Consider the following 20,506-nt stretch of genomic DNA (forward strand, 5'->3'; position numbering starts at 1 on the left):
CGCACTCCGAGTATCGTACGAATGTTCGAAACTTGGTCTATGGTGGAGGTGAGGGGGTGGTGAGTACGGATCGGTCCAGGAGGTGCGGGTGCCCGGGTTCACGCATCTGCACACCGTTTCCGGGTTCTCCCTGCGCTACGGGGCCTCGCACCCGGAACGGCTGGTGGAACGCGCCGCCGAGCGGGGGATGGATGCCCTCGCGCTGACCGACCGCGACACCCTCGCGGGCGCGGTCCGCTTCGCCAAGGCCTGCGGCAGGGCCGGGGTCCGGCCGCTCTTCGGTGTGGGGCTCGCGGTGGAGGCGGAGGGTGCGGAGCGTCCGCGGGGGAGCGGGCGTACGCATCGGCTGCGGACCCCGGTCCGTGGCGGTGCCTTTGTCGATGAATCGGCGCCCCGGGTCACCTTCCTCGCCCGGGACGGCGCACGCGGCTGGGCGGAGCTGTGCCGGCTCGTCACCGCCGCGCATGCCGTGACCGGCGACCTGCGGACCGGTACCGGGCAGCCCCTGGTCGACCGGTCCGCGCTGCCCGCCGAAGGGCTCACCGTGCTGCTCGGTCCGGCCTCCGAGGTCGGCAGGGCGCTGGCCGCAGGCCGCCCCGACCGGGCGGCCGCGCTGCTCGCGCCCTGGCGGGAGATCTACGGCGACGACCTGCGCCTCGAAGCCGTCCACCACGGCCGCGAGGGCACCGGACCCGGGTCGCTGCGGCTCGCCGCACGTACCGTCGGCTTCGCCGCCGAACAGGGGGTTCGGGCCGTGCTGACCAACGCCGTCCGGTACGCCGACGCCGGGCAGGGCCCGGTCGCCGATGTGCTCGACGCGGCCCGCAGGCTCGTCCCCGTCGATCCGCGCCGTGCCCCGTTCGACAGCGGTGAGCGCTGGCTCAAGGACGACCGCGCGATGCGGGAGGCGGCCGGGCGGATCGCCTCCGCCGCCGGACTCGGCCGCGACGGCGGAGCGCGGCTGCTCGCGGAGACCCGGCGCACCGCCGACGCCTGCATCGTCGAGCCCGAGCGCGACCTCGGCCTCGGCGCCGTCCACTTCCCCGAACCGCATCTCGTCGGCGCGAGCCACCGCACCGCCCAGCGCGTGCTGGCCTCCCGCGCTGCCGCCGGCATGGTGCTGCGCGGCTACGACCGCAGGCGCGACTACTGGGAGCGGATGCACCACGAGCTGGACATCATCGACTACCACGGCTTCGCCACCTACTTCCTGACGGTCGCTCAAGTCGTCGACGATGTGAGGGAGATGAAGGTGAGGGTGGCTGCGCGTGGCTCCGGGGCCGGCTCCCTGGTCAACCACCTCCTGGGCATCGCCCACGCCGACCCCGTCGAGCACGGACTGCTGATGGAGCGCTTCCTCTCCAAGCGCCGCTTCGTGCTGCCCGACATCGACATCGACGTCGAGTCCGCCCGCCGCCTCGACGTCTACCGCGCGATCATCGGACGCTTCGGCACCGAGCGGGTGGCGACCGTCGCCATGCCCGAGACCTACCGGGTGCGCCACGCCATCAGGGACGTCGGCGCCGCGCTCTCCATGAACCCCGCCGAGACCGACCGGCTCGCCAAGGCATTCCCGCACATCCGGGCCCGTGACGCCCGCGCCGCCATGGAAGAACTGCCCGAACTGCGCGAGGTGGCACGGGAGAAGGAGAAGTACGGAAGGCTCTGGGAGCTGGTGGAGGCGCTGGACGCCCTGCCGCGCGGCATCGCCATGCACCCGTGCGGGGTGCTCCTCTCGGACGCCTCACTGCTGCGCCGTACGCCCGTCGTGCCCACCAGCGGCGAGGGCTTTCCGATGGCGCAGTTCGACAAGGAGGACGTGGAGGATCTCGGGCTGCTCAAGCTCGATGTGCTGGGTGTACGGATGCAGTCGGCGATGGCGCACGCGGTCAGGGAGGTGAAGCGGGCCTCGGGTCAGGAGGTGGACCTGGACGCCGTGCCGCCCGGCGACCCGGAGACGTACCGGCTGATCAGGTCCGCCGAGACGCTGGGCTGCTTCCAGATCGAGTCGCCCGGTCAGCGCGATCTGGTCGGCAGGCTGCAGCCCGCCACCTTCCACGATCTGGTGGTCGACATCTCGCTGTTCCGGCCGGGGCCGGTCGCCGCCGACATGGTGCGGCCGTTCATCGAGGCCCGGCACGGCCGGGCGCCCGTCCGTTACCCTCACCCCGACCTGGAGGGACCGCTGCGCGAGACGTACGGGGTGGTCGTCTTCCATGAGCAGATCATCGAGATGGTCCACATCATGACAGGCTGCGGCCGGGACGAGGCCGACCGGGTGCGGCGCGGGCTCTCCGACCCCGAACTGCAGGGCCGGATCAAGGCGGAGTTCGCCCAGCGGGCGACACGGAAGGGGTACACCGCCGAAGTCGTCGGCCGGGCCTGGGAGATCATCGAGGCGTTCGGCTCGTACGGCTTCTGCAAGGCGCACGCGGTCGCCTTCGCCGTACCGACGTATCAGTCGGCGTGGCTCAAGGCGCACCACCCGGCGGCCTTCTACGCCGGGCTGCTCACGCACGACCCGGGGATGTATCCGAAACGGCTGCTGCTCGCGGACGCGCGCCGGCGCGGTGTGCCGGTGCTGCCGCTGGATGTGAACCGGTCGGCGGCAGCCCATCGAATCGAACTGGTGTCCGGTAAGGGGGAGGGTTCCGGAGTGTGGGGGCTGCGGCTGGCGCTCTCGGACGTCCACGGCATCAGTGAGGCCGAGGTCGCCCGGATCGAGGCGGGACAGCCCTACACCTCGCTGCTGGACTTCTGGCAGCGGGCCCGGCCGGGCAAACCGGCTGCCGAACGGCTGGCCCAGGTCGGGGCGTTGGACGCCTTCGGTACGAACCGCCGTGATCTGCTGCTGCATCTGACCGAACTCCACCGCGCCCAGCGGGGAACCGGGACGAGGTCCGGATCCGGTGGTGCACAACTCCCGCTCGGCGAGGGGCGGAAGACCGGTTCCCTCGGTCTGCCCGACCTCAACGACGCGGAACGCCTCAGCGCCGAGCTGGGTGTACTGAGCATGGATGTCTCCCGTCACCTGATGGGAGATCACCACGCGTTCCTCAAGGAGCTCGGCGCGGTCCCGGCCAAGCGCCTGCGGGAGGCGCGGCACGGGGAGACCGTGCTGGTCGCGGGTGCCAAGGCGGCCACCCAGACCCCGCCGATCCGGTCCGGCCGCCGGGTCATCTTCACCACCCTGGACGACGGTACGGGCCTGGTCGACCTGGCCTTCTTCGACGACAGCCACGCCGCCTGCGCGCACACCGTCTTCCACTCCTGGCTGCTGCTGGTACGCGGTGTGGTGCAGCGGCGCGGACCGCAGAGCCTCAGTGTGGTCGGCGAGGCAGCCTGGAACCTGGCGGAACTGGCCGAGCTGCGGAGCACCGGCGGACTCGACGCGGTCTCCGCCCGGCTGGCCGAGGTCCCGTCGGAGAGCGCCGCGCAGGAGGAGTCCCCGGACGGCCGGGCGGCCGACAACGGCCGCCGTATCCACCTGTCGACCGGGTACGAGATGAACCCCTGGTCCGACCTCCAGCCGCCCGGCGAAGGGGTCCCCACCGGAAGGAAGTTGTGGCACCAGTCCCCGGGGAGCGCGGGATGAGCGATACGCATGAGGAGCCGGGGATCCTGTACCTGCGGTTCCGCAAGGTCGGCGGCGGCCTGCCGGACAGTGCCGGTTACACCGGGCTGCTCGCCCTCCTCGGTGCGTTCACCCCGGTCGCCGAGGCGGCTCCGCCGGACGGGGCGCTCGCCGATGTGCGCGGTGCGCTGCGCTACTTCGGGCGGGACGTTGCGGGACTGGCGGCGGTGATCCGGGTCCGTGCGCTCGCCCTGCACGGGGTGGACTGCGCGATCGGGGCCGCCGAGAACCCGATGCTGGCCCGGATGGCGGCGCGGCAGGCCGCACCCGGGACGACTTTCGTGGTGCCCCGTGGCGGGGGTGCCGCCTTCCTCGCGGCGAAGCCGGTCACCGCACTGGACGGTGTCGGGGCGGCGACCGCCCGTACCCTGTGCGGATACGGGCTCGACTCCGTCGGCCGGATCGCGGCGGCGCCGCTCGCCACCCTGCAACGGATCACCGGCGTACGGGCCGGGCGCGAACTGTGGGAGCGGGCGCAGGGCATCGACCGTACGGCGGTCGTACCGAACGCCGCCGCCCGGTCGGTCGCCGCCGAGCGGTCCTTCCCACGCGACGAGCTGGACCCGGAACGGCAGCGCCGTGCACTCATGTCGCTCACCGAGGAGCTGGGGGCCCGGATGCGCGGGGACGGGCAGGTGTGCCGGGCGCTCGCGGTCTCCGTGCGTTACGCCGACCGGACCGGCTACGCGACGCTGACCCGCAGCCGTACGCTCCGCGAGCCCACCGCCCACTCCGCGGAGCTCACCGAACTCGCGTACCGGATCCATGATTCGTTCGGGCTGCAGCGGGCCCGGGTACGGGGGATCGGGCTGCGCGCCGAGGGGCTGACGGACCGCGGACGTGCCGCGCATCAGCTGACGTTCGACCCGGTGGACGAGCGGGCGCGGCGGATCGAGGCGGTGGCGGACCGACTGCGGGACAGGTTCGGTCCGCAGGCCGTGATGCCGGGCCGGCTCGCTGCCTGACCTGCCGTCATGCGGGACGTCAAGGATCTTGGGTGATGCTGCGTCAGTTTTTACCGACGCGTAACTTCCCTCGCCACCTTACTCGCGCGTAATTTGGCATGAGCACATAGAACGTCGGTACAGAACTTGTGGTCCGGGCCGCAGGGTGCATGGACATCGCAACTCCCTTGAGCCGCAAGGAGACCACACGATGCTGCCCCGGACACGTGCGCCGCGCACCCCACGTGCGTGGAGAACCCTCGCCGCACTGCTCCTCGCCGTCGCAGCGTTCGCCACCCCCACGGCGACCGCCACCGCAGCCACCCCCACCGCCGCCACAGCTCCCTCCCGTGGCTGGAACGACTACTCCTGCAAACCCTCCGCCGCCCACCCCCGCCCCGTCGTCCTGGTCCACGGAACCTTCGGGAACTCGATCGACAACTGGCTCGTCCTCGCCCCGTACCTGGTCGGCCGGGGCTACTGCGTCTACTCGCTCGACTACGGGCAGTTGCCGGGCGTGCCGTTCTTCAACGGCCTCGGTCCGATCGACGAATCCGCCGGCCAGCTCGCCACCTTCGTCGACCAGGTGCTCGCCGCCACCGGAGCGCCCAAGGCCGACATCGTCGGTCACTCCCAGGGCGGCATGATGCCCAACTACTACCTGAAGTTCCTCGGTGGCGCGGCCAAGGTGAACGCCCTGGTCGGGCTCGCCCCGGACAATCACGGCACCACCCTCCTCGGGCTGGCGAACCTGCTGCCCTACTTCCCGGGCGCCGGAGACCTGCTGAACGCCCACACGCCCGGCCTCGCCGACCAGATAGCCGGATCCCCGTTCATCACCAAGCTCAACGCGGGCGGCGACACCGTGCCCGGGGTGCGGTACACGGTCATCGCGACCAGGTACGACGAGGTCGTGACCCCGTACCGCACGCAGTACCTGAGCGGGCCGAACGTGCGCAACGTCCTGCTCCAGGACCTGTGCCCGGTCGACCTGTCCGAACATGTGGCGATCGGGACCGTGGACCTGATCGCCTACCACGAGGTGGCGAACGCCCTGGACCCGGCGCACGCCACCCCGACCACCTGCGCCTCGGTCCTCGGCTAGGAGGCTGCTCGGTGTCCCCGCCGGGCCGGGCCGTCGGCCCGGCGACGGACCGAGGCGAACAGTGCGGCCGCGCCCATGGCGAGCGCGGCCGCACCGCCCATCGCCAGGTACCGAGTACTGCCGTCGCCACCCGTCTCGGCGAGGCTCTCGCCCGCCGGGGCCGGGCCGGTGGCGCTGTCCGGCTCGGACACGTTCGCTTCCGGTGCACCGGCCGCGGACCCGGCGGCCGGAGCCGCCGCGGTGACCTCGGCGCCCGTGGCGGCGTCGTCGTCACTGTGGCCGCCGTGCTCCACGGACGACTTGTCCGCACCCTCCGCGATCTCCTGCTCGGACGGGGCGGACGCGGTCGGGGCCGGCGACGCGCCGGCTGAACCACCGTCACCGGCACCGCTGTTCGTACCCCCGAAGACCACGTCGGAGCAGGCGTAGAACGCCTCGGGGGAGTCCGAACGCTGCCAGATGGTGTAGATCAACTGGCGCCCCGCACGCTCCGGCACGGTGCCGCCGAACACGTACGAGCCGTTCTCCAGCTTCGGTTCGGTGGCCGTGGCGAAGGGCTTCGCCTCCAGATCCGACCACTTCAGGGGCTGCGTCGGATCGTAGCCGGCCTTGGTGAGATAGAGCTCGAAGGAGCCCTTGTGCGGCGCCGTGGCCCGGAAGCGGAACGTGTGCGCGCCCGCCGCCATCGTCGTCGACGGCCAGTCGGCGCGCGGCAGGTCGAGCCCCTTGAACTTGTCGTTGCCCGCGCTGCACAGCTTGCCGTCCGGGATCAACTGCCGGTGATTCCCTGCAGCATTCGCTATGTTGACCCCGTTCCAGTCGTACAGCGCCTGCGTCCCGCCCGCAGCGACCGCAGCCGCACATGCCGCCGACTTCGGCTGCTCCGGCCCTTCCGCGTAGCAGGCGGAGACCCGGCTGACGGGATCCGTCAGCGAGCCGTGTGCGGCCGCCGGAACCGCGCAGAGACCGGTCAGCGCGAGCGGCGTCACGCCGAGCGCGACGATCGAGGCGGTCCTGCGGCGGGCGGTCCTGATCACGGTCATGGTGGCGTCTCTCCTTGGCGATCCCGGTCGGGGTAGGGAGAAGCTAGCCGCTCATCGGCCCCGAAAAGGCTGCAGGAAGAGGCACATGGCGATCGTTATGGGCCGCTTAAGGAGCATCTAAGAGGGGGCTCAGGAAAGTCCACCGGTGGGCCCCTGCCAGCAGCCCTGATGCTGCATGGGCTGTCCGTGGTTGTCCGGGGAAGACCGTCTGATGTCGTGCTGGGTGGCTCCCCATCTGGCTCCCCGGGAGCGACCCAGCGGGACGTGTGGACCTGCCACCACCGGTCTGCCTCAGCGCGAGTCACTTCGGCGTCGTACTGGCCGGCGTCAAAGTGGAACTCTGGCGGCGGGGGCGTGGGGGCGTGCGGAACCTCCCAGTCCGACCACTGCACGATGTCCCCGAACCGCTGCACGACAACGGACAGGAAGCCGCAGCAACCGCCAGTGCACTCCGGTTCGCCCAGCTCCAGGCGGCGCGCCTCGCTGGTCGCCCGCAGGAGGCTGGGCCGGCCCGCAGGCAGTACGTCAGCCGCGAACGGCCCACGGCCGCCGTCGTAGACCGCCCCTTCGACCACGTCCTCGCCGTTGACCCAGAGCCGCAACTGGGCAGGGAACCGGGGCCCCGGCGGCAGCACCCTGATCTCCAAACGATCGAACATCGGACCACCATACGAGGCGCGCTGAAGTCGGCGCGGTCCAGCCGCTAGTGCCGCCTCAGGCAACGTTGCGCTGTTGCGACGTGACGTGCCGCCTGGGTGATCGCTCAGGCGACCGCGGGCCGTCAAGCTACCCCGTGGCGTGGCGGGCATGGGTTCGTGCGATCGAAGACGACGAGGGTTGGCGACTGCTGCGGAGCACCCGTAGAGGTACCGGACCGTCGCCAGGGAGGAGCGGGTCGTCAGCCGTCACCGAGACGCGATGTGGGCTGCCCCGAACAGACGTTTGGTCATGCCGAGACGTTCGTAGGTGGTAATGGCCGGCGCGTTGTGGCCGCGCACCATGAGGGCGGCACGGCCGTGGCGTCGGATGAGGTCATCCAGGACGAAGGCACATACGGGGCTGCGCTTGGAGATCCGGGCCGATCCACAGGGCGAACGTTGCCTGCCTGACACGGCACTAGCTGGCTCCACCCCGGGCGGCGGGAGCGACGACGAGGTGCCTCCCGTTCTCGTGAACATCGACCACGGCCCGGGCGGGGCGCCTCCCGAAGGCGTGCACATCTGCCGTCGGAGCCCGGATTACTCGTAGATGGTCGCCGCCCGCATCGGCGTGCTGAAGATCCACTGTCCGGGGCAGGTTACTCCGCTGTCGGCAGGGTCGGGTGGTCGGTGGGATAGACGCCGATCGCGAACCCGTACATGGTTTCGCCGGACCTCGGCATCCGGTCGAACTCATCAACCAGCTCGGCCATCCGGTCCCAGAACTGAGAGGCCTGATCCTCCGAGATGCGCGCATGCCGGAGGAACCCCCAGAGCTTTCCCTGCTCGAACGCCGTCGCGGACTCACGTGCAGCCACCTCGAAGTCGTTGAAGTCGCCAGGCATCTCTTCGCCAGCGGGTGATGGCTCCGCTGCCACGTAGAACATGCGCGCGGTGCGCCCGTAGAACCGCTCTTCGATCGCCCGCACCTTCCGCGTGCGCACCACCTGGAGCAGACCGTTGCGGGTGAGCACGTCCACGTGGTGCGCGACGGTGCTCTTGGGTCGCTCGACCGCGGCCGCGAGCTCGGTGACGGTTGCGGCCCGCTCGTGGAGGAGCTGCAGGATCGTGGTGCGGAGCGGGTGGCCGATGGCCTTCACCTGGGCCGGCCCGGTCAGCGCCATCCGATCGGCTAGCTCGTAGCCCGGGGGATTGTGTGCCATCGCGGAACAGACTAGCATCGCGGAATGTTCCAAAAAAGTCGATCAATGAGGGAGGGGAGCCGCTGACATGGCCGAGGTGCTGCTGTACCACCACATCCAGGGTCTGACCGACGGAGTGCGAGCCTTCGCCGACGGCCTGCGGCAGGCCGGGCATACCGTGCACACCCCCGACCTGTTCGAGGGCCGTACGTTCGGCAGCATCGAGAAGGGTTTCGGATTCGCGCGTGATACGGGGTTCGACGCAATCCGGGAGCGCGGCGCCGCCGCGGCCGCCGAGCTCGGTCCCGAGCTCGTCTACGCGGGATTCTCCTTCGGCGTGACGATCGCCCAGCGGCTCGCACAGACCCGGCCCGGTGCCCGCGGGGCACTGCTCATGCACTCCTGTATCCCGGTCGCGGAGTTCGGGGAGGCGTGGCCGGAAGGGGTGCCGGTGCAGATCCACGGCAAAGAGGGCGACGAGTTCTTCGACGAGGATCTGCCGGCCGCTCGCGAGCTCGCCGGCTCCGCGGCGTCCGCCGAGCTTTTCGTCTATCCCGGCGACCAGCACCTCTTCGCCGACTCCTCGCTCGACGCGTACGACCCGGAGGCGTCCGCGCTGCTAATGGAGCGGGTGCGGGCGTTCCTCGCCTCCGTCTGACCGGCGCGGCCGAACTGCCTGGCGACGCTTCGTCCGGACATCGGCGACGTCTGGACCGCCGGCCGGTGGCGGGCGCTCTCCTCGACGTCGAGTACAGCGGGTTTTGGCGCGAGGCGTCCATGCGATAGAGCTCAGCCGCGAGGGTGTGCGCGACCGTATCGTGTCCGGCCTGCGCCACGACTTCGGGGTCGAGCCACTGTCCCGCTGTCAGAGCCGGAAACACGACCGCTGCCTGAAGCAGGAGGAGCGAGAGGCGTACGGGGCCGAGTCCTCACCGGTCGCTTTCCCCTCCGCCGCCGGGCACGAACCGGCTGGTGCGGTGGCGCCCGGTAGTACGTCTGTGGGTTCCGAGGCTCAACCAGTGCTCAGGGACCGCCACTTTCCCCATCCCTTGCGCACTGGATTCGTCCAAAGTGCGCACGGCCAGGGTGATCAGGCACCACGCGGGGTCGCTTGACCACACGGCCACCGGGCCGGCCTCACCACGGCCCCGGACCGGGCGGCCGCAGTCTGCGGCTGGGCGGTGCACCGGCCGCGCACCAGGCACGGCGCCGTCCCGTGCACGCCGGCGCCGGTCAAGGAAGGCCCTCGCCGATCGGATACGAGGGACCCGCTCAGGGGGCCGGGGCGGGTTCCTCGTACCGTGCGTCCATGACTGCTGACACGTCCGACGAGATCCGCGTCGCCACCCCGGCCGACGTCCCCGCTGTGCGAGCCGTCACCGACGCCGCGTACCGGCACTACATCGAGCGCATCGGCGTCGTCCCCGCACCGATGCGGGCGGACCATGCGGCGGATGTCGCGGCGGGGCGGGTGTATGTGACAGGGGATCCGGATGTCGTCGGCGTCCTGGTCCTCGTTCCGCACGAGGACCACTTGTTCCTGGAGTCCGTCGCCGTCCGCCCGGACGCCGCCGGCCAGGGAGTCGGCCGGCGGCTGCTCGCCTTCGTCGACGCGCACGCCGGCAGCCTCGGCCTTCCCGAGATCCGGCTCTACACGAATGCCCTGATGTGGGAGAACCGGAAGATCTATCCGCGCTACGGATACGAGCTGACGGAGCGGCGTGTGGAGGGCGTGTACGACCGGTTCCACTACCGCAAGCGGCTGACCGGCCACCGGCTGTCCGGCTGATCGACTGTGTCAGCGGTGGCTGCGAGGATCGACGGATGACGACGATCGACTGGGACTCCGCCGCCGACTCCTTCGACGACGAGCCCGACCACGGACTGCTCGATCCTGCGGTCCGGCACGCGTGGGCGCAGCGGTTGGAGAACTGGCTGCCCGGTGGACGCTCCGACGTTCTCGACCTGGGCTGCGGCACCGGAAGTCTGGCCCTGCTCGTCACCGGGCAGGGGCACCGGGTCACCGCCGTCGACCGGTCGCCGCGCATGGTCGAGCAGGCGCGCGCCAAGCTCGCCGGGACGGGCGCCGAGGTGCTGGTCGGAGACGCGGCCCGACCGCCGGTCGGGAAGCAGCAGTTCGACGTGATCATGGTCCGCCATGTGGTGTGGCTGCTGCCCGACCCGGCGGCGGCCCTGCGCCACTGGTTCGGGCTGCTGCGCCCCGGCGGGCGGCTGCTGCTGATCGAAGGGGCGTGGGGCGGGGTGGGGCTCTCCGCCCAGCAGCTGACCGGGCTGCTCGCCCCGTTCACCGAGCGCATCCACCACGAGCGTCTCTCCGACGACCCGAACCTGTGGGGCAGACAGGTCGACGACGACCGCTACGCGCTGGTGGCCCGTGCCGAACCGCCGCACCGGCACACCGAGGTCGTCGATGTGCATCTGATCCTCCGGCGCGGCCCCGACGTCCTGCTCGCCCGCCGTGCGGGCACGGGGTACGCGGACGGGCTGTACAACGGGCCGTCCGGGCACGTGGAGGACGGCGAGGACGTCCGCGAGGCGATGATCCGCGAGGCCGCCGAGGAGATCGGCGTCGAACTGGACCCGGACGAGCTGCGGGTCGCGCTGGTCATGCAGCACCGCGGTCCCGGCGGGGCTCCGCGGACCGGCTGGTTCTTCGAGGCGGAGTACGATCCGGCCCGCCCGCCGTACAACCGTGAACCGGAGAAGTGCTCCGGACTCGCGTGGTTCCCGCTGGACTCCCTGCCCGACGACATCGTCGCGTACTGCCGTGCCGGGCTCGACGGATACCGGGCGGGGGAGCGCTTCCTGATCCACTGGCACGAGGACGGCGACACCGTGGCCTACCAGCCGCACGGCACCCGCCGCGCGGTGCCGCTGCCGTCCGCCGGGGAGCGTACCGGCGGGGTGCACCACATCGAGCTGTGGGTGCCCGACCTCGCGGCGGCCGAGGCGGGGTGGGGCTGGCTGCTCGGCGAGCTGGGCCATGTGCCGTACCAGAGCTGGGAGCGCGGCCGCAGCTGGCGGCGCGGCGACAGCTATCTGGTGATCGAGCAGTCCGCCGACCTGACCCCGGGGCCGCACGACCGGCTCCGCCCGGGCCTGAACCACCTGGCGTTCCATGTCGGGGACCGGGCCACGCTGGACGCGCTGGTGGCGCGGGCCCCGGACCACGGCTGGCGGCTGCTGTTCCCGGACCGTCATCCGTACGCGGGCGGCGAGGGGCACTGCGCGGCGTATCTGGAGGACGCGGCGGGGTACGAGGTGGAGCTGGTGGTGCGTTAGCGCGAGCTGTCGTCGCCGTGCGGGTCCGACGGTGCCAGCAGCCCCGCGAGTCCGCCCGCCAGGGCCAGACGTTCCAGCTCGTCCAGCGCGCGGCGGGCCGCGTCGGCCGCCTCCGGATCACGATCTGCCAGGCCGCTCTCCTCGAACTCGTCCTCGTCCAGCCGCAGTACGGAGGAACCGTCCGCCGACACCCACAGATCGAGATCCAGGTCCTCGACGAGCAGGTGCCCGTCGCGCAGTACGGCGGGCCGGGTGATGTCGCAGTACCAGCCCTTCAGCGTCCCCGCACCGGTACGGACCTCCTTCACCGCGAACCACCGGTTGCGCCAGTAGTGCTCGGTGAAGACATCGCCCGGCTCGAACCGTACGAAGCCGAAGTCGCGCACACCCGGAGCGGCCCACGGGGCCGTCACCGTCACCCGGGTCCCGTCGTCGCGCACGACGTCCGCCGGATACCTGATCTTCGTCCGGCCCGCCTTGACCAGCGCCACCTCAACCGAGCGTGCGGACATGCCGTACCTCCGTGGCGCAGATCTCGTAGCCGAACCAGGTGTTGATCGCCAGCATCGGACCGTTGTCCGTGTCATTGCCGGTGTACGCGTCCGTGTAGCCGGCCGTGCGGGCCCGGTGCAGCGAGTCGCTCTTGGCGAGCTTCGCCAGGCCCCGGTTGCGGTACGCCCTGCGGGTGCCCGTCATCCCCGACCAGTAGCGGGTCAGACCGTCGGTGTTCGCCGCGCTGAACGCCGCGACCTCGCCGTCCACCACCGCCACCGAGGTGAGCTCCCGGTCCAGACCGGGGTGGTTCCAGGTGTGCTGCAGCCAGTCCTCGTAGTCCGTGAGCTCGGCCGGGGTGTCGCTCGGCTCGTCCGCCGTGGACTCGGCGTCCGCTTCGAACAGTGGCCGCGGGTCGTCGGCGAAGTCGGCGGCCGTACGCAGTTCCACACCGGCCGGCGGGTCCTGGCGGGACGGCAGGGTGCCGTGTGCCAGGTCGAGGTGGAGGAAGTGCGCCGAGCGGCTCGGTGTGTAGCCGCGCTTCTCGGCGAAGGCCCGGCTGGCCGGTTCGTCGAGCACCCAGGTGTAGACGGCGACGGCCCCCACCGCGGCCAGATGCTCCTCGGCGGTGCGCACCAGCAGCGAGCCGGCGCCGCGGCCCGTCCGGCCGGGGAGCGTGTACGGGTTGCAGAAGCCCTGGCCGGGCTCCGGGCTCTCATGGGCGATACCGACCTGCGCGGTGCCGATGATCTCCCCGTCCTCCTCCGCGACCAGCAGCCGGTACCGCCGGTCGGGGTGGGCGTTGGCCAGCTCGAAGCCGACCTGGTCGGGTGTCGTCACCATGTAGGGAAGTGCGGCCCGCCGCACCCGCACCCAGTCCTCGGCATCGGCGGGCAGAAAGTCGCGAACGATGACAGTCATGCGCCGGACGGTACGTGGAGTTCCGGCCCGGTCGCCTCCGAATTTCCGGTGGTGGGGGAGAATCGGGGCGTGACCTTGAAGATCTCGCTCGATCCGGACGCCGGCACCGCCCCGTACGAGCAACTGCGCACGCAGATCTCCGAACTGGCCCGCTCCGGCGAACTGCCCGTCGGCCACCGGCTTCCGACCGTACGCGGCTTCGCCGAGGAGCTCGGCCTGGCTGCGAACACCGTCGCCAAGGCGTACCGGGCGCTGGAGGCGGACGGGGTGATCGAGACCCGCGGGCGCAACGGCACGTTCATCGCCGCCGCGGGCGATGCGGCGGACCGCAAGGCGGCTGCGGCCGCGCGGGAGTATGCGGAGCTGGCGGTGCGGCTGGGGTTGTCCCGTGCGCGGGCGGCCTCGTTGGTGGAGGACGCGGTGCGGGTGGCGTACGAGGACTGACACGAGGGGACCGGGGCCGCCCGGTGGGCCGTTCCGCCCTCCGTCTCCCCATGGCCCCAAGGGCAGGGGAGGCCTCCTCCACGTTCGATTCCGCCGCCGGCGGGGCCCGTGCGCGGGGGCTCAGAGGTACAGGCCCGCGTCCGCCCCCGTGTCCTGCTTCGGGACCGATGCGGGGCCGGTGCCCCGTCGCAGTGCGTACAGTTCGGCCAGCGTCGCGCCCTCCCGGCCGAGCCCCTCCTCCGTGCCCAGCCAGGCCGCCGCCTCCCGCTGGGTCAGTGAGCCCACCTCGATACGGGCCAGGCAACGACCGGGTCTGACCACCGCGGGGTGGAGCCGTTCCAGATCCTCGTTGGTCGTCACGCCCACCAGCACATTGCGGCCCTGGCCCAGCAGCCCGTCGGTGAGGTTCAGCAGCCGGGACAGTGCCTGGCCCGCCGTGTGCTTGGCCTCGCCGCGGATCAGTTCGTCGCAGTCCTCCAGGAGCAGCAGCCGCCACCGGCCCTTGGCCGTGCCGTCGTCCTCGCCGATCGCGATGTCCATCAGATAGCCGACGTCGTTGAAGAGCCGTTCCGGATCGAGTACGCAGTCGACCTGGCACCAGTCGCGCCAGGACCGCGCCAGTGTGCGCAGCGCCGATGTCTTGCCGGTGCCGGGCGGGCCGTGCAGCAGGAGCAGCCGGCCCGCGATGTCGTCCGGTGTCACCTTCATCAGCCGGTCCATCGCATCGGCCACCGGCGCCGTGTAGTTGCTGCGCACCTCGTCCCATGTGCCTGCGGCGATCTGCCGGGTGGTGCGGTGCGGGCCGCGGCGCGGGGAGACGTACCAGAAGCCCATCGTCACGTTCTCGGGCTGCGGTTCCGGTTCGTCCTGGGCGCCGTCGGTCGCCTGGTCGAGGACCTTCTGCGCCAGTTCGGGGCTGGTCGCGGTGACGGTGACGTCGGCGCCCCGGTTCCACCGGGAGATGAGGAGCGTCCAGCCGTCGCCCTCGGCGAGCGTGGCGCTGCGGTCGTCGTCGCGGGCGGCGCGCAGCACCTTGGCAGCCGGAGGCAGGAGCGTCGCCCCGGACTTCACCCGGTCGAGGGAGGAACTGTGCGAGTACGGCTGCTCGCCCGTCGCGAAGCGGCCGAGGAACAGCGCGTCGACGACGTCGGACGGGGAATCGCTGTCGTCGACGGTCAGCCGGATCGGCAGAGCGGCCTCAGGGTTGGCAGACATGCGCCCATGATCCGGCACGGGGGCACCCGGCGCACCCAGGTTTCGCCACCTTCCGTCGGCCGGGCCGAACACCGTTGTCCAGCTGACGGCGCGGGCCCCGTGCACGGACGGACCGGATACCGGATTTCGAGCTGACGTGTCTTCAGGAGCCTTCGGGAACGCGTCATTCGATCGACTTGGCATGGACACTTCCGCAGTGCGGGTGTGACTGCTACCACTGAGTAGGCAGAGATCCTGCTGGTCGGTCCAAGGGAGGTTCCATGAAAATGTCCAGACTTGTGGCGTTCTCGTCCTCGCTCCTGCTCGGTGCCGTACTCGCTCTGACCGGGGCAGCCACCGCGAACGCCGCCTCGTCCGTCCTGGCCGTCGACTACGTGGCCCTCGGTGACTCGTACTCCTCGGGGGTCGGTTCCGGCAGCTACGACAGTGCAAGCGGTGCCTGCAAGCGCAGCACCAAGGCCTACCCGGTCCTCTGGAAGAACGCCAACGCACCCGCCTCGTTCGCCTTCACCGCCTGCTCGGGTGCGGTCACCGGCGATGTGACCGCAGGACAGCTCGGGCCGCTCAACTCCTCGACCGACCTCGTCTCCCTCTCCATCGGCGGCAACGACGCGGGATTCGCCGATGTCATGACCACCTGTGTGCTCCAGTCGGAGTCCACCTGCCTCAGCCGGATCGCGACCGCCCGCAGTTACGTCGACACCACCCTGCCCGGCAAGCTCGACTCGGTGTACACCGCGATAAGGAACAAGGCGCCGGCCGCCCATGTCGTCGTCCTCGGCTACCCCCGTTTCTACAAGCTCGGCGGCAGCTGCCTCGCCGGTCTGAGCGAGACCGAACGCTCCGCCATCAACAGCGCATCCGACTACCTCAACGCAGCGACCGCCAAGCGTGCGGCTGACCACGGCTTCACGTTCGCCGACGTCGCAGGACGGTTCACCGGGCACGAGATCTGCTCGGGAAGCGAGTGGCTGCACAGCGTCAACTGGCTCAACCTCGGTGAGTCGTACCACCCCACGGCCGCCGGACAGTCGGGCGGCTACCTGCCCGCCCTCAGTTCGGCCGCCTGACCGGGCGCACCGCCCCGGTCAGCCCTCCTCCGGGTTGGAGACCCCGGCCGACGGGGTCTCCGTACGGCAGGTCACCGAGAACTCCACCCCGTTCGACGTGACGGCCACCGGACTCCTCACCTCCAGGGTGAGCGTCCCGTGGTACGTGCTGTCCTGCTGGTACGTCAGCTCCGTGTGCGACACCTGCTTGGTGCGCCCGTCGCCGGAACCGAAGGACAGCCACTGCCAGCCCGGATCGGTGCTCGTACCGTCCTTGAGCACCCACCGGTACTCGACCTTCGCCGGTGTGCGCCCCACCGTGACGGTCGCCTCGACCGCCGGTGCCTCGGCGTGCGGGGGAGGGCAACCGCCGTCGTAACTGCCGCGCACCGGGGTGAGATAAACGGTCACGGTCTGCGGCGGCGGTTTGCTCGTGGAGGTGTGGCCGCCTCCGGTGCTTCCGCCCTTGCCGGCCGTGGTGCCGCCCTCGTCGGTGGCGCCGCTGCCGCCCTGCGTTCCTGCGACGACGGACGGATCCGGTGTGGCGGACGGCGTGCGCGGAGCACTGCTGGTCGCGTGCGCGCCGCTGCCGGTGACGACCCCAGTGCCGTCGTCCTTGCCCGGGTGCGCGAGGGTCCAGACGATTCCGCCGACGGCCAGCAGCAGTGCCGCTACACCGGCGGCGAGCAGCGCGACCGCCCGGCGTGACGGTCCGTCCGCCGTGGTCCCGGCCGTCGTGGACGGGCCCGGGAAGGGCGGCGGGGGCGTGGGCAGGGGGGTCTGCGGTGTGGAGGTGCGGGCAGAGACCGTCGGTCCGTACGGATCCGGCACGCCGGGGCCCGGACCTGGGCCCGCGCCGGCGCCCGCGGTGCGCGGTGCTCCGCCCGCCGCGATGATCCGCAGCTGATGCTCGGCCTGCTCGGCGGAGAGCCGTTCGGCGGGATCCTTGCGCAGCAGCTCCCTGACGACCGGGGCGAGCGGGCCGGCCCGCCGGGGCGGCGGCAGTTCCTCGTCGACCACGGCCCGGAGCGTGTTCAGCGGGGTGTTCTGACGGAACGGCGAATTGCCCTCGGTCGCGGCGTACAGAAGGACACCGAGCGACCACAGATCCGATTCGGGTCCCGGTGTGCGCCCGAGTGCGCGCTCCGGTGCGAGGAACTCCGGCGAGCCGACCAGCTCACCCGTCATGGTGAGCGCGGACGTCCCCTCGACCATGGCGATACCGAAATCCGTCAGCACCACCCGCCCGTCGTTGGCGAGCAGCACATTGCCGGGCTTCACATCGCGGTGCAGTACCCCCGCCGCATGGGCGCTGCGCAGCGCGGCCAGTACCTCCGCGCCGATGCGCGCGGCTCGCTGAGGGGTCAACGGCCCCTCGGCGTCCAGCACGTCGGAGAGGGCGAGCCCGCGGATCAGTTCCATCACGATCCAGGGACGGGAGTCCTCGGTCGCCACGTCGTAGACGGTGACCACATTGCGGTGCGAGACCCGGGCCGCCGCCCACGCCTCCCGCTCCAGGCGTGCGTACAGCCGCTGCACGTCGGAGGTGGCGAGCCCCGACGGGGCACGGACCTCCTTCACGGCCACCTCGCGCCCCAGCAGCTCGTCGCGCGCCCGCCACACGACCCCCATGCCGCCCTGGCCCAGCGGGCCCAGCAGGCGGTATCGGCCCGCGATCAGTCGGTCGTCGCCCGGCACTTCACTCACGGTGACCCCCATCCGAAGAAGTGGCGGCAGCACGGCGGAAACCTCTCCACGCTAGCTCAGACCGAACCGTTCCCGACCCCCTTGCGCAGCAATCCCCCGCTGCGGGCCAACCGCTCCCGATCTGTCCAACTCGCCCTGGAATCGAGCGAATTATGATGCCGATCGTCAACCTCCGTATATGTGTGCTCAATCCGGCGACCGGGATACACGAGTGTCGTCGCGGGGGGATAGGGTTAATCTGCCCGGGCCGGGTGCCCTCGTACGGGTGGGGAGTGACATGGAACAGATAACGGTGCGCAGCAGGCCGCGTGTGCCTGCCATCACTTGCGGGAGCAGTGCGACCAGCTCGCGCCTCGACCGCCATCTCGCAGTGCTCGGCGGCCCCGCCGTCCCGCAGCGCGAGACCGCGGAAGCGACGCTGCTGATGCTCGAGCTCACCTCGCGCGACGCGGCGCACACCCGCCGGAGCAGGAGCGCGCGTGTCTCGCTCTTCGCGCCGCTGCGGCGACTGCGACGCTCGCTCTTCGGCGGCCGCCACTGACCCGACGGCCCGTCACCGCTGATCCGGCCCCCGACCCGATCGCTCGTCCCTGACCGATCCGGCCCACCGCTCGGGCCGCTCAGGCGATCACACCGTCCCGGCCCGGCACTGCTGCCTGCTTGTCCGTCATCCCCACGGCCCGCAGCAGTGCTTCGGTGTGCTCGCCTGACCCCGATACGGCCCCCATCCCCGGCTCCCGGCCCGGTGCCGCCCTGCCCCGCCCGGCTGCATGCGCGATCGGGCGGCGGAAAAGCCTGCGGTGCCCCTGCCGGGCAGCCGCCAATTCCGGCTGCCCCGAGGCCTGTTCGCCGGATCGTTGCCGCCTTCGGCCGTCCGTCGTGCGGGCGGCGGCTGGGTGGGTGAGCCCGTGTACGTAACAACTTTTTCATCGCGAGATGTTGACGTCGAAAACTTCCGGGGCCAGGGTGCTGATCGTTTGGCACGTACACGGCACCTCACCTCCGGAGGCGTACATGTGTGACCTGCACGATCAGCACGAGCATGCGCACGAAGCAGCCATGGCGGCCGGTCCGGTCCTCAGCCGGAGACGGATCATGCAGATGCTCGGCGCGGCAGGGGTGACCACGGCAGTGATGGCGGCCGACACCGACCCGGCGATGGCCGCGGCCTCCGAGGCGGCCGACGCCGCGACGGACGACGGTTACGAGGCTCCGCAGGGACTGGCGCAGGACAGCCCGGCCAAGCAGGCGGCGATCGGCTGGATCGACGGCAACAGCGGTCGGATCACCGGGCTCAACGCGGAGATCTGGGACCACGCCGAGCTCAGCCTGCGCGAGTGGAACTCCTCACTGGCCGAGGCCGGGTTCCTGGAGAAGGCGGGCTTCGACGTCGAGTTCGGCACCGCGGGCTTCCCGACCGCGTTCACCGCCACGTTCCGCTACGGCAGCGGCGGCCCGGTCCTCGGCTTCAGCGGGGAGTACGACGCGCTGCCCGGCCTCTCGCAGAACAAGGGCGTCGGCCGCCACGACCCGCGCGAGTACATCCACGACCCGTTCGCGCCCGGCTACGGCCCCGGACACGGCTGCGGGCACAGTGCGCTGGGAACGGCCGCGGCGGCCGCCGCGGCAGCCGTCGCCCAGTCCGCGAAGAAGCACCGGCTCCCGGTCACCGTGAAGTTCTTCGGCTCGACGGCCGAGGAGGCACTGATCGGCAAGACGTACGCCGTCAGCAAGGGCGTCTACGACGGCCTGGACGCGTTCCTGGACTGGCATCCCTCCACGGCCAACGCCACCGGCTGGGGCACCACCACCGCGATGACGGCGGTGACGTTCACCTTCCTCGGGGTCGCCGGACACGGCGGCACCCCGCTCGGCAACAAGAGCGCGCTGGACGCCGCCGTGATGATGGCGACGATGTCGGAGTTCCTGCGCGAGGAGAACCTCGCCCCGTCGGGCCGGCTCCACTGGGTGATCAACAACGGTGGTGACATCCCCAATGTCACCCCGGAGATCGCCGAGATCTCCTACTACGTACGCGAAGGCAGCCCGGCCCGCGTCCAGGTGCTGCTCGACAAGGTGATCGCGGTCTCCGAAGCGGCGGCGAAGGCCAGCCAGACCACGGTCGGACACCGGATCACCTCGGCCTGCTGGAACCAGCTGCCGTCGAAGTCCTTCGCCGAACTGCTGCACGAGAACATGACGCAGATCGGTCCTCCCGCGTTCACCGACGAGGCGCACGCGCTGGCGAAGGAACTCCAGGAGTCACTCGGACTGCCGGCCGCCGGCATGCACGACAAGGTCGGCGCGCTCACCCCGCCCAACCCGGTCTTCATGGGTGGCGGTTCGACCGATGTCGCGGACATCAGCTGGAATGTGCCGACCGTGTCGATGGGCGCGGCCCTGGCCCCGATCGGCACCAAGATGCACACCTGGTCCACGGCCGCGTGCGCGGCCGCCGCTCCCGGTCAGGCGGCGGTGCTCGCGGCGGCGAAGTATCTGGCGGCGACCGCGGTCGATCTGCTCACGCAGCCGGAGCGGCTGAAGGCGATCAAGGCCGAGTTCGCGGAACGCACCAAGGGGCTGGAGTGGAAGACGGCGCTGCCGGAAGGTTATGAGCCGCCGATGTACGAGCCGCCGGCCTGGTTCCTGAAGAGGACCGGACAGAAGTGGCCGCCGAACAACATCACCTGGCCGCCGAAGCGGGTCGTGTCGCACGAGAAGTTCTCCTCGCTGGGACCGGAGCTGACACCGCAGAAGTAGAGGGCGGGCGCCGGGGCGTGTGTGCGGCATGCCCCGGCACCGGGTGACG

Annotated in this window: 16 protein-coding genes and 1 pseudogene; 10 read left to right on the forward strand and 7 right to left on the reverse strand. The window is 71.2% G+C overall.

Features of this window, described 5'->3' with window-relative positions:
• Window positions 1–88 precede the first annotated feature (88 nt).
• The 3 genes from OG878_RS30780 (at window position 89) to OG878_RS30790 (ending at window position 5,683) form a co-directional block, all read left to right on the forward strand.
• A complete protein-coding gene (locus OG878_RS30780; RefSeq protein ID WP_328889792.1) occupies window positions 89–3,595 on the forward strand; it encodes a DNA polymerase III subunit alpha in 3,507 nt (1,168 codons plus the stop codon).
• On the forward strand, window positions 3,592–4,599 hold the full coding sequence (locus tag OG878_RS30785) for a DNA polymerase Y family protein (protein WP_328889793.1): 1,008 nt from the start codon (window positions 3,592–3,594) through the stop codon (window positions 4,597–4,599). The genes OG878_RS30780 and OG878_RS30785 overlap by 4 nt, the downstream gene beginning before the upstream one ends.
• 190 nt (window positions 4,600–4,789) lie before the next feature.
• On the forward strand, window positions 4,790–5,683 hold the full coding sequence (locus OG878_RS30790) for an esterase/lipase family protein (RefSeq protein WP_328889794.1): 894 nt from the start codon (window positions 4,790–4,792) through the stop codon (window positions 5,681–5,683).
• Here the strand turns inward: OG878_RS30790 and OG878_RS30795 are convergent.
• Window positions 5,680–6,726, reverse strand: coding sequence for a lytic polysaccharide monooxygenase auxiliary activity family 9 protein (locus OG878_RS30795; RefSeq protein WP_328889795.1), 1,047 nt, complete (start codon window positions 6,724–6,726; stop codon window positions 5,680–5,682). The genes OG878_RS30790 and OG878_RS30795 overlap by 4 nt on opposite strands.
• A gap of 1,297 nt (window positions 6,727–8,023) precedes the next feature.
• Window positions 8,024–8,548 carry an ArsR/SmtB family transcription factor gene (locus OG878_RS30800; RefSeq protein WP_328889796.1) on the reverse strand — a complete coding sequence of 175 codons (525 nt, stop codon included), beginning with the start codon at window positions 8,546–8,548 and terminating at the stop codon, window positions 8,024–8,026.
• A gap of 106 nt (window positions 8,549–8,654) precedes the next feature.
• On the opposite strand from OG878_RS30800, the gene OG878_RS30805 reads away from it, so the two are divergent.
• From OG878_RS30805 to OG878_RS30815, 3 genes are all read left to right on the forward strand, one after another.
• Complete coding sequence (locus OG878_RS30805) at window positions 8,655–9,224, forward strand: dienelactone hydrolase family protein (protein WP_328889797.1); 570 nt, start codon at window positions 8,655–8,657, stop codon at window positions 9,222–9,224.
• 651 nt (window positions 9,225–9,875) lie between these two features.
• Window positions 9,876–10,355 carry a GNAT family N-acetyltransferase gene (locus OG878_RS30810; RefSeq protein WP_328889798.1) on the forward strand — a complete coding sequence of 160 codons (480 nt, stop codon included), beginning with the start codon at window positions 9,876–9,878 and terminating at the stop codon, window positions 10,353–10,355.
• A 35-nt stretch (window positions 10,356–10,390) separates the two neighbouring features.
• The gene (locus OG878_RS30815) at window positions 10,391–11,869 is read left to right on the forward strand and encodes a trifunctional class I SAM-dependent methyltransferase/NUDIX hydrolase/VOC family protein (RefSeq protein ID WP_328889799.1); all 1,479 of its coding nucleotides are present in this window, start codon (window positions 10,391–10,393) and stop codon (window positions 11,867–11,869) included.
• On the opposite strand, the gene OG878_RS30820 is transcribed toward OG878_RS30815, so the two are convergent.
• On the reverse strand, window positions 11,866–12,381 hold the full coding sequence (locus tag OG878_RS30820) for a DUF402 domain-containing protein (RefSeq protein ID WP_328889800.1): 516 nt from the start codon (window positions 12,379–12,381) through the stop codon (window positions 11,866–11,868). The two genes, OG878_RS30815 and OG878_RS30820, sit on opposite strands and share 4 nt — an antisense overlap.
• Window positions 12,362–13,282 carry a GNAT family N-acetyltransferase gene (locus OG878_RS30825; RefSeq protein WP_328889801.1) on the reverse strand — a complete coding sequence of 307 codons (921 nt, stop codon included), beginning with the start codon at window positions 13,280–13,282 and terminating at the stop codon, window positions 12,362–12,364. The genes OG878_RS30820 and OG878_RS30825 overlap by 20 nt, the downstream gene beginning before the upstream one ends.
• A gap of 69 nt (window positions 13,283–13,351) precedes the next feature.
• Between OG878_RS30825 and OG878_RS30830 the strand changes: the two genes are divergently transcribed.
• Window positions 13,352–13,726, forward strand: coding sequence for a GntR family transcriptional regulator (locus tag OG878_RS30830; RefSeq protein ID WP_328889802.1), 375 nt, complete (start codon window positions 13,352–13,354; stop codon window positions 13,724–13,726).
• Between the two features lie 120 nt (window positions 13,727–13,846).
• On the opposite strand, the gene OG878_RS30835 is transcribed toward OG878_RS30830, so the two are convergent.
• Complete coding sequence (locus OG878_RS30835) at window positions 13,847–14,941, reverse strand: DUF5925 domain-containing protein (RefSeq protein ID WP_328889803.1); 1,095 nt, start codon at window positions 14,939–14,941, stop codon at window positions 13,847–13,849.
• A 260-nt stretch (window positions 14,942–15,201) separates the two neighbouring features.
• Between OG878_RS30835 and OG878_RS30840 the strand changes: the two genes are divergently transcribed.
• Entirely contained in the window at window positions 15,202–16,011 is an 810-nt protein-coding gene (locus OG878_RS30840; protein ID WP_328889804.1) for an SGNH/GDSL hydrolase family protein, read from the forward strand.
• An 18-nt stretch (window positions 16,012–16,029) separates the two neighbouring features.
• Here OG878_RS30840 and OG878_RS30845 read toward each other — a convergent pair whose 3' ends face one another.
• Entirely contained in the window at window positions 16,030–17,709 is a 1,680-nt protein-coding gene (locus OG878_RS30845; RefSeq protein WP_328889805.1) for a serine/threonine-protein kinase, read from the reverse strand.
• Between the two features lie 265 nt (window positions 17,710–17,974).
• Here OG878_RS30845 and OG878_RS30850 point away from each other — a divergent pair, with 265 nt between their 5' ends.
• Window positions 17,975–18,238 carry a hypothetical protein gene (locus OG878_RS30850; RefSeq protein WP_328889806.1) on the forward strand — a complete coding sequence of 88 codons (264 nt, stop codon included), beginning with the start codon at window positions 17,975–17,977 and terminating at the stop codon, window positions 18,236–18,238.
• A gap of 79 nt (window positions 18,239–18,317) precedes the next feature.
• On the opposite strand, the pseudogene OG878_RS42365 reads toward OG878_RS30850, so the two are convergent.
• Window positions 18,318–18,443, reverse strand: a pseudogene (locus OG878_RS42365) (CoA transferase); the annotation flags it as partial.
• 268 nt (window positions 18,444–18,711) lie between these two features.
• Between OG878_RS42365 and OG878_RS30855 the strand changes: the two are divergent.
• Window positions 18,712–20,457 (forward strand): amidohydrolase, encoded by a 1,746-nt coding sequence (locus tag OG878_RS30855; protein ID WP_328889807.1) that lies wholly within the window; start codon window positions 18,712–18,714, stop codon window positions 20,455–20,457.
• The last annotated feature ends 49 nt before the right edge of the window (window positions 20,458–20,506 follow it).

It is taken from the genome of Streptomyces sp. NBC_00316 (assembly GCF_036158715.1).
Taxonomy (GTDB): domain Bacteria; phylum Actinomycetota; class Actinomycetes; order Streptomycetales; family Streptomycetaceae; genus Streptomyces.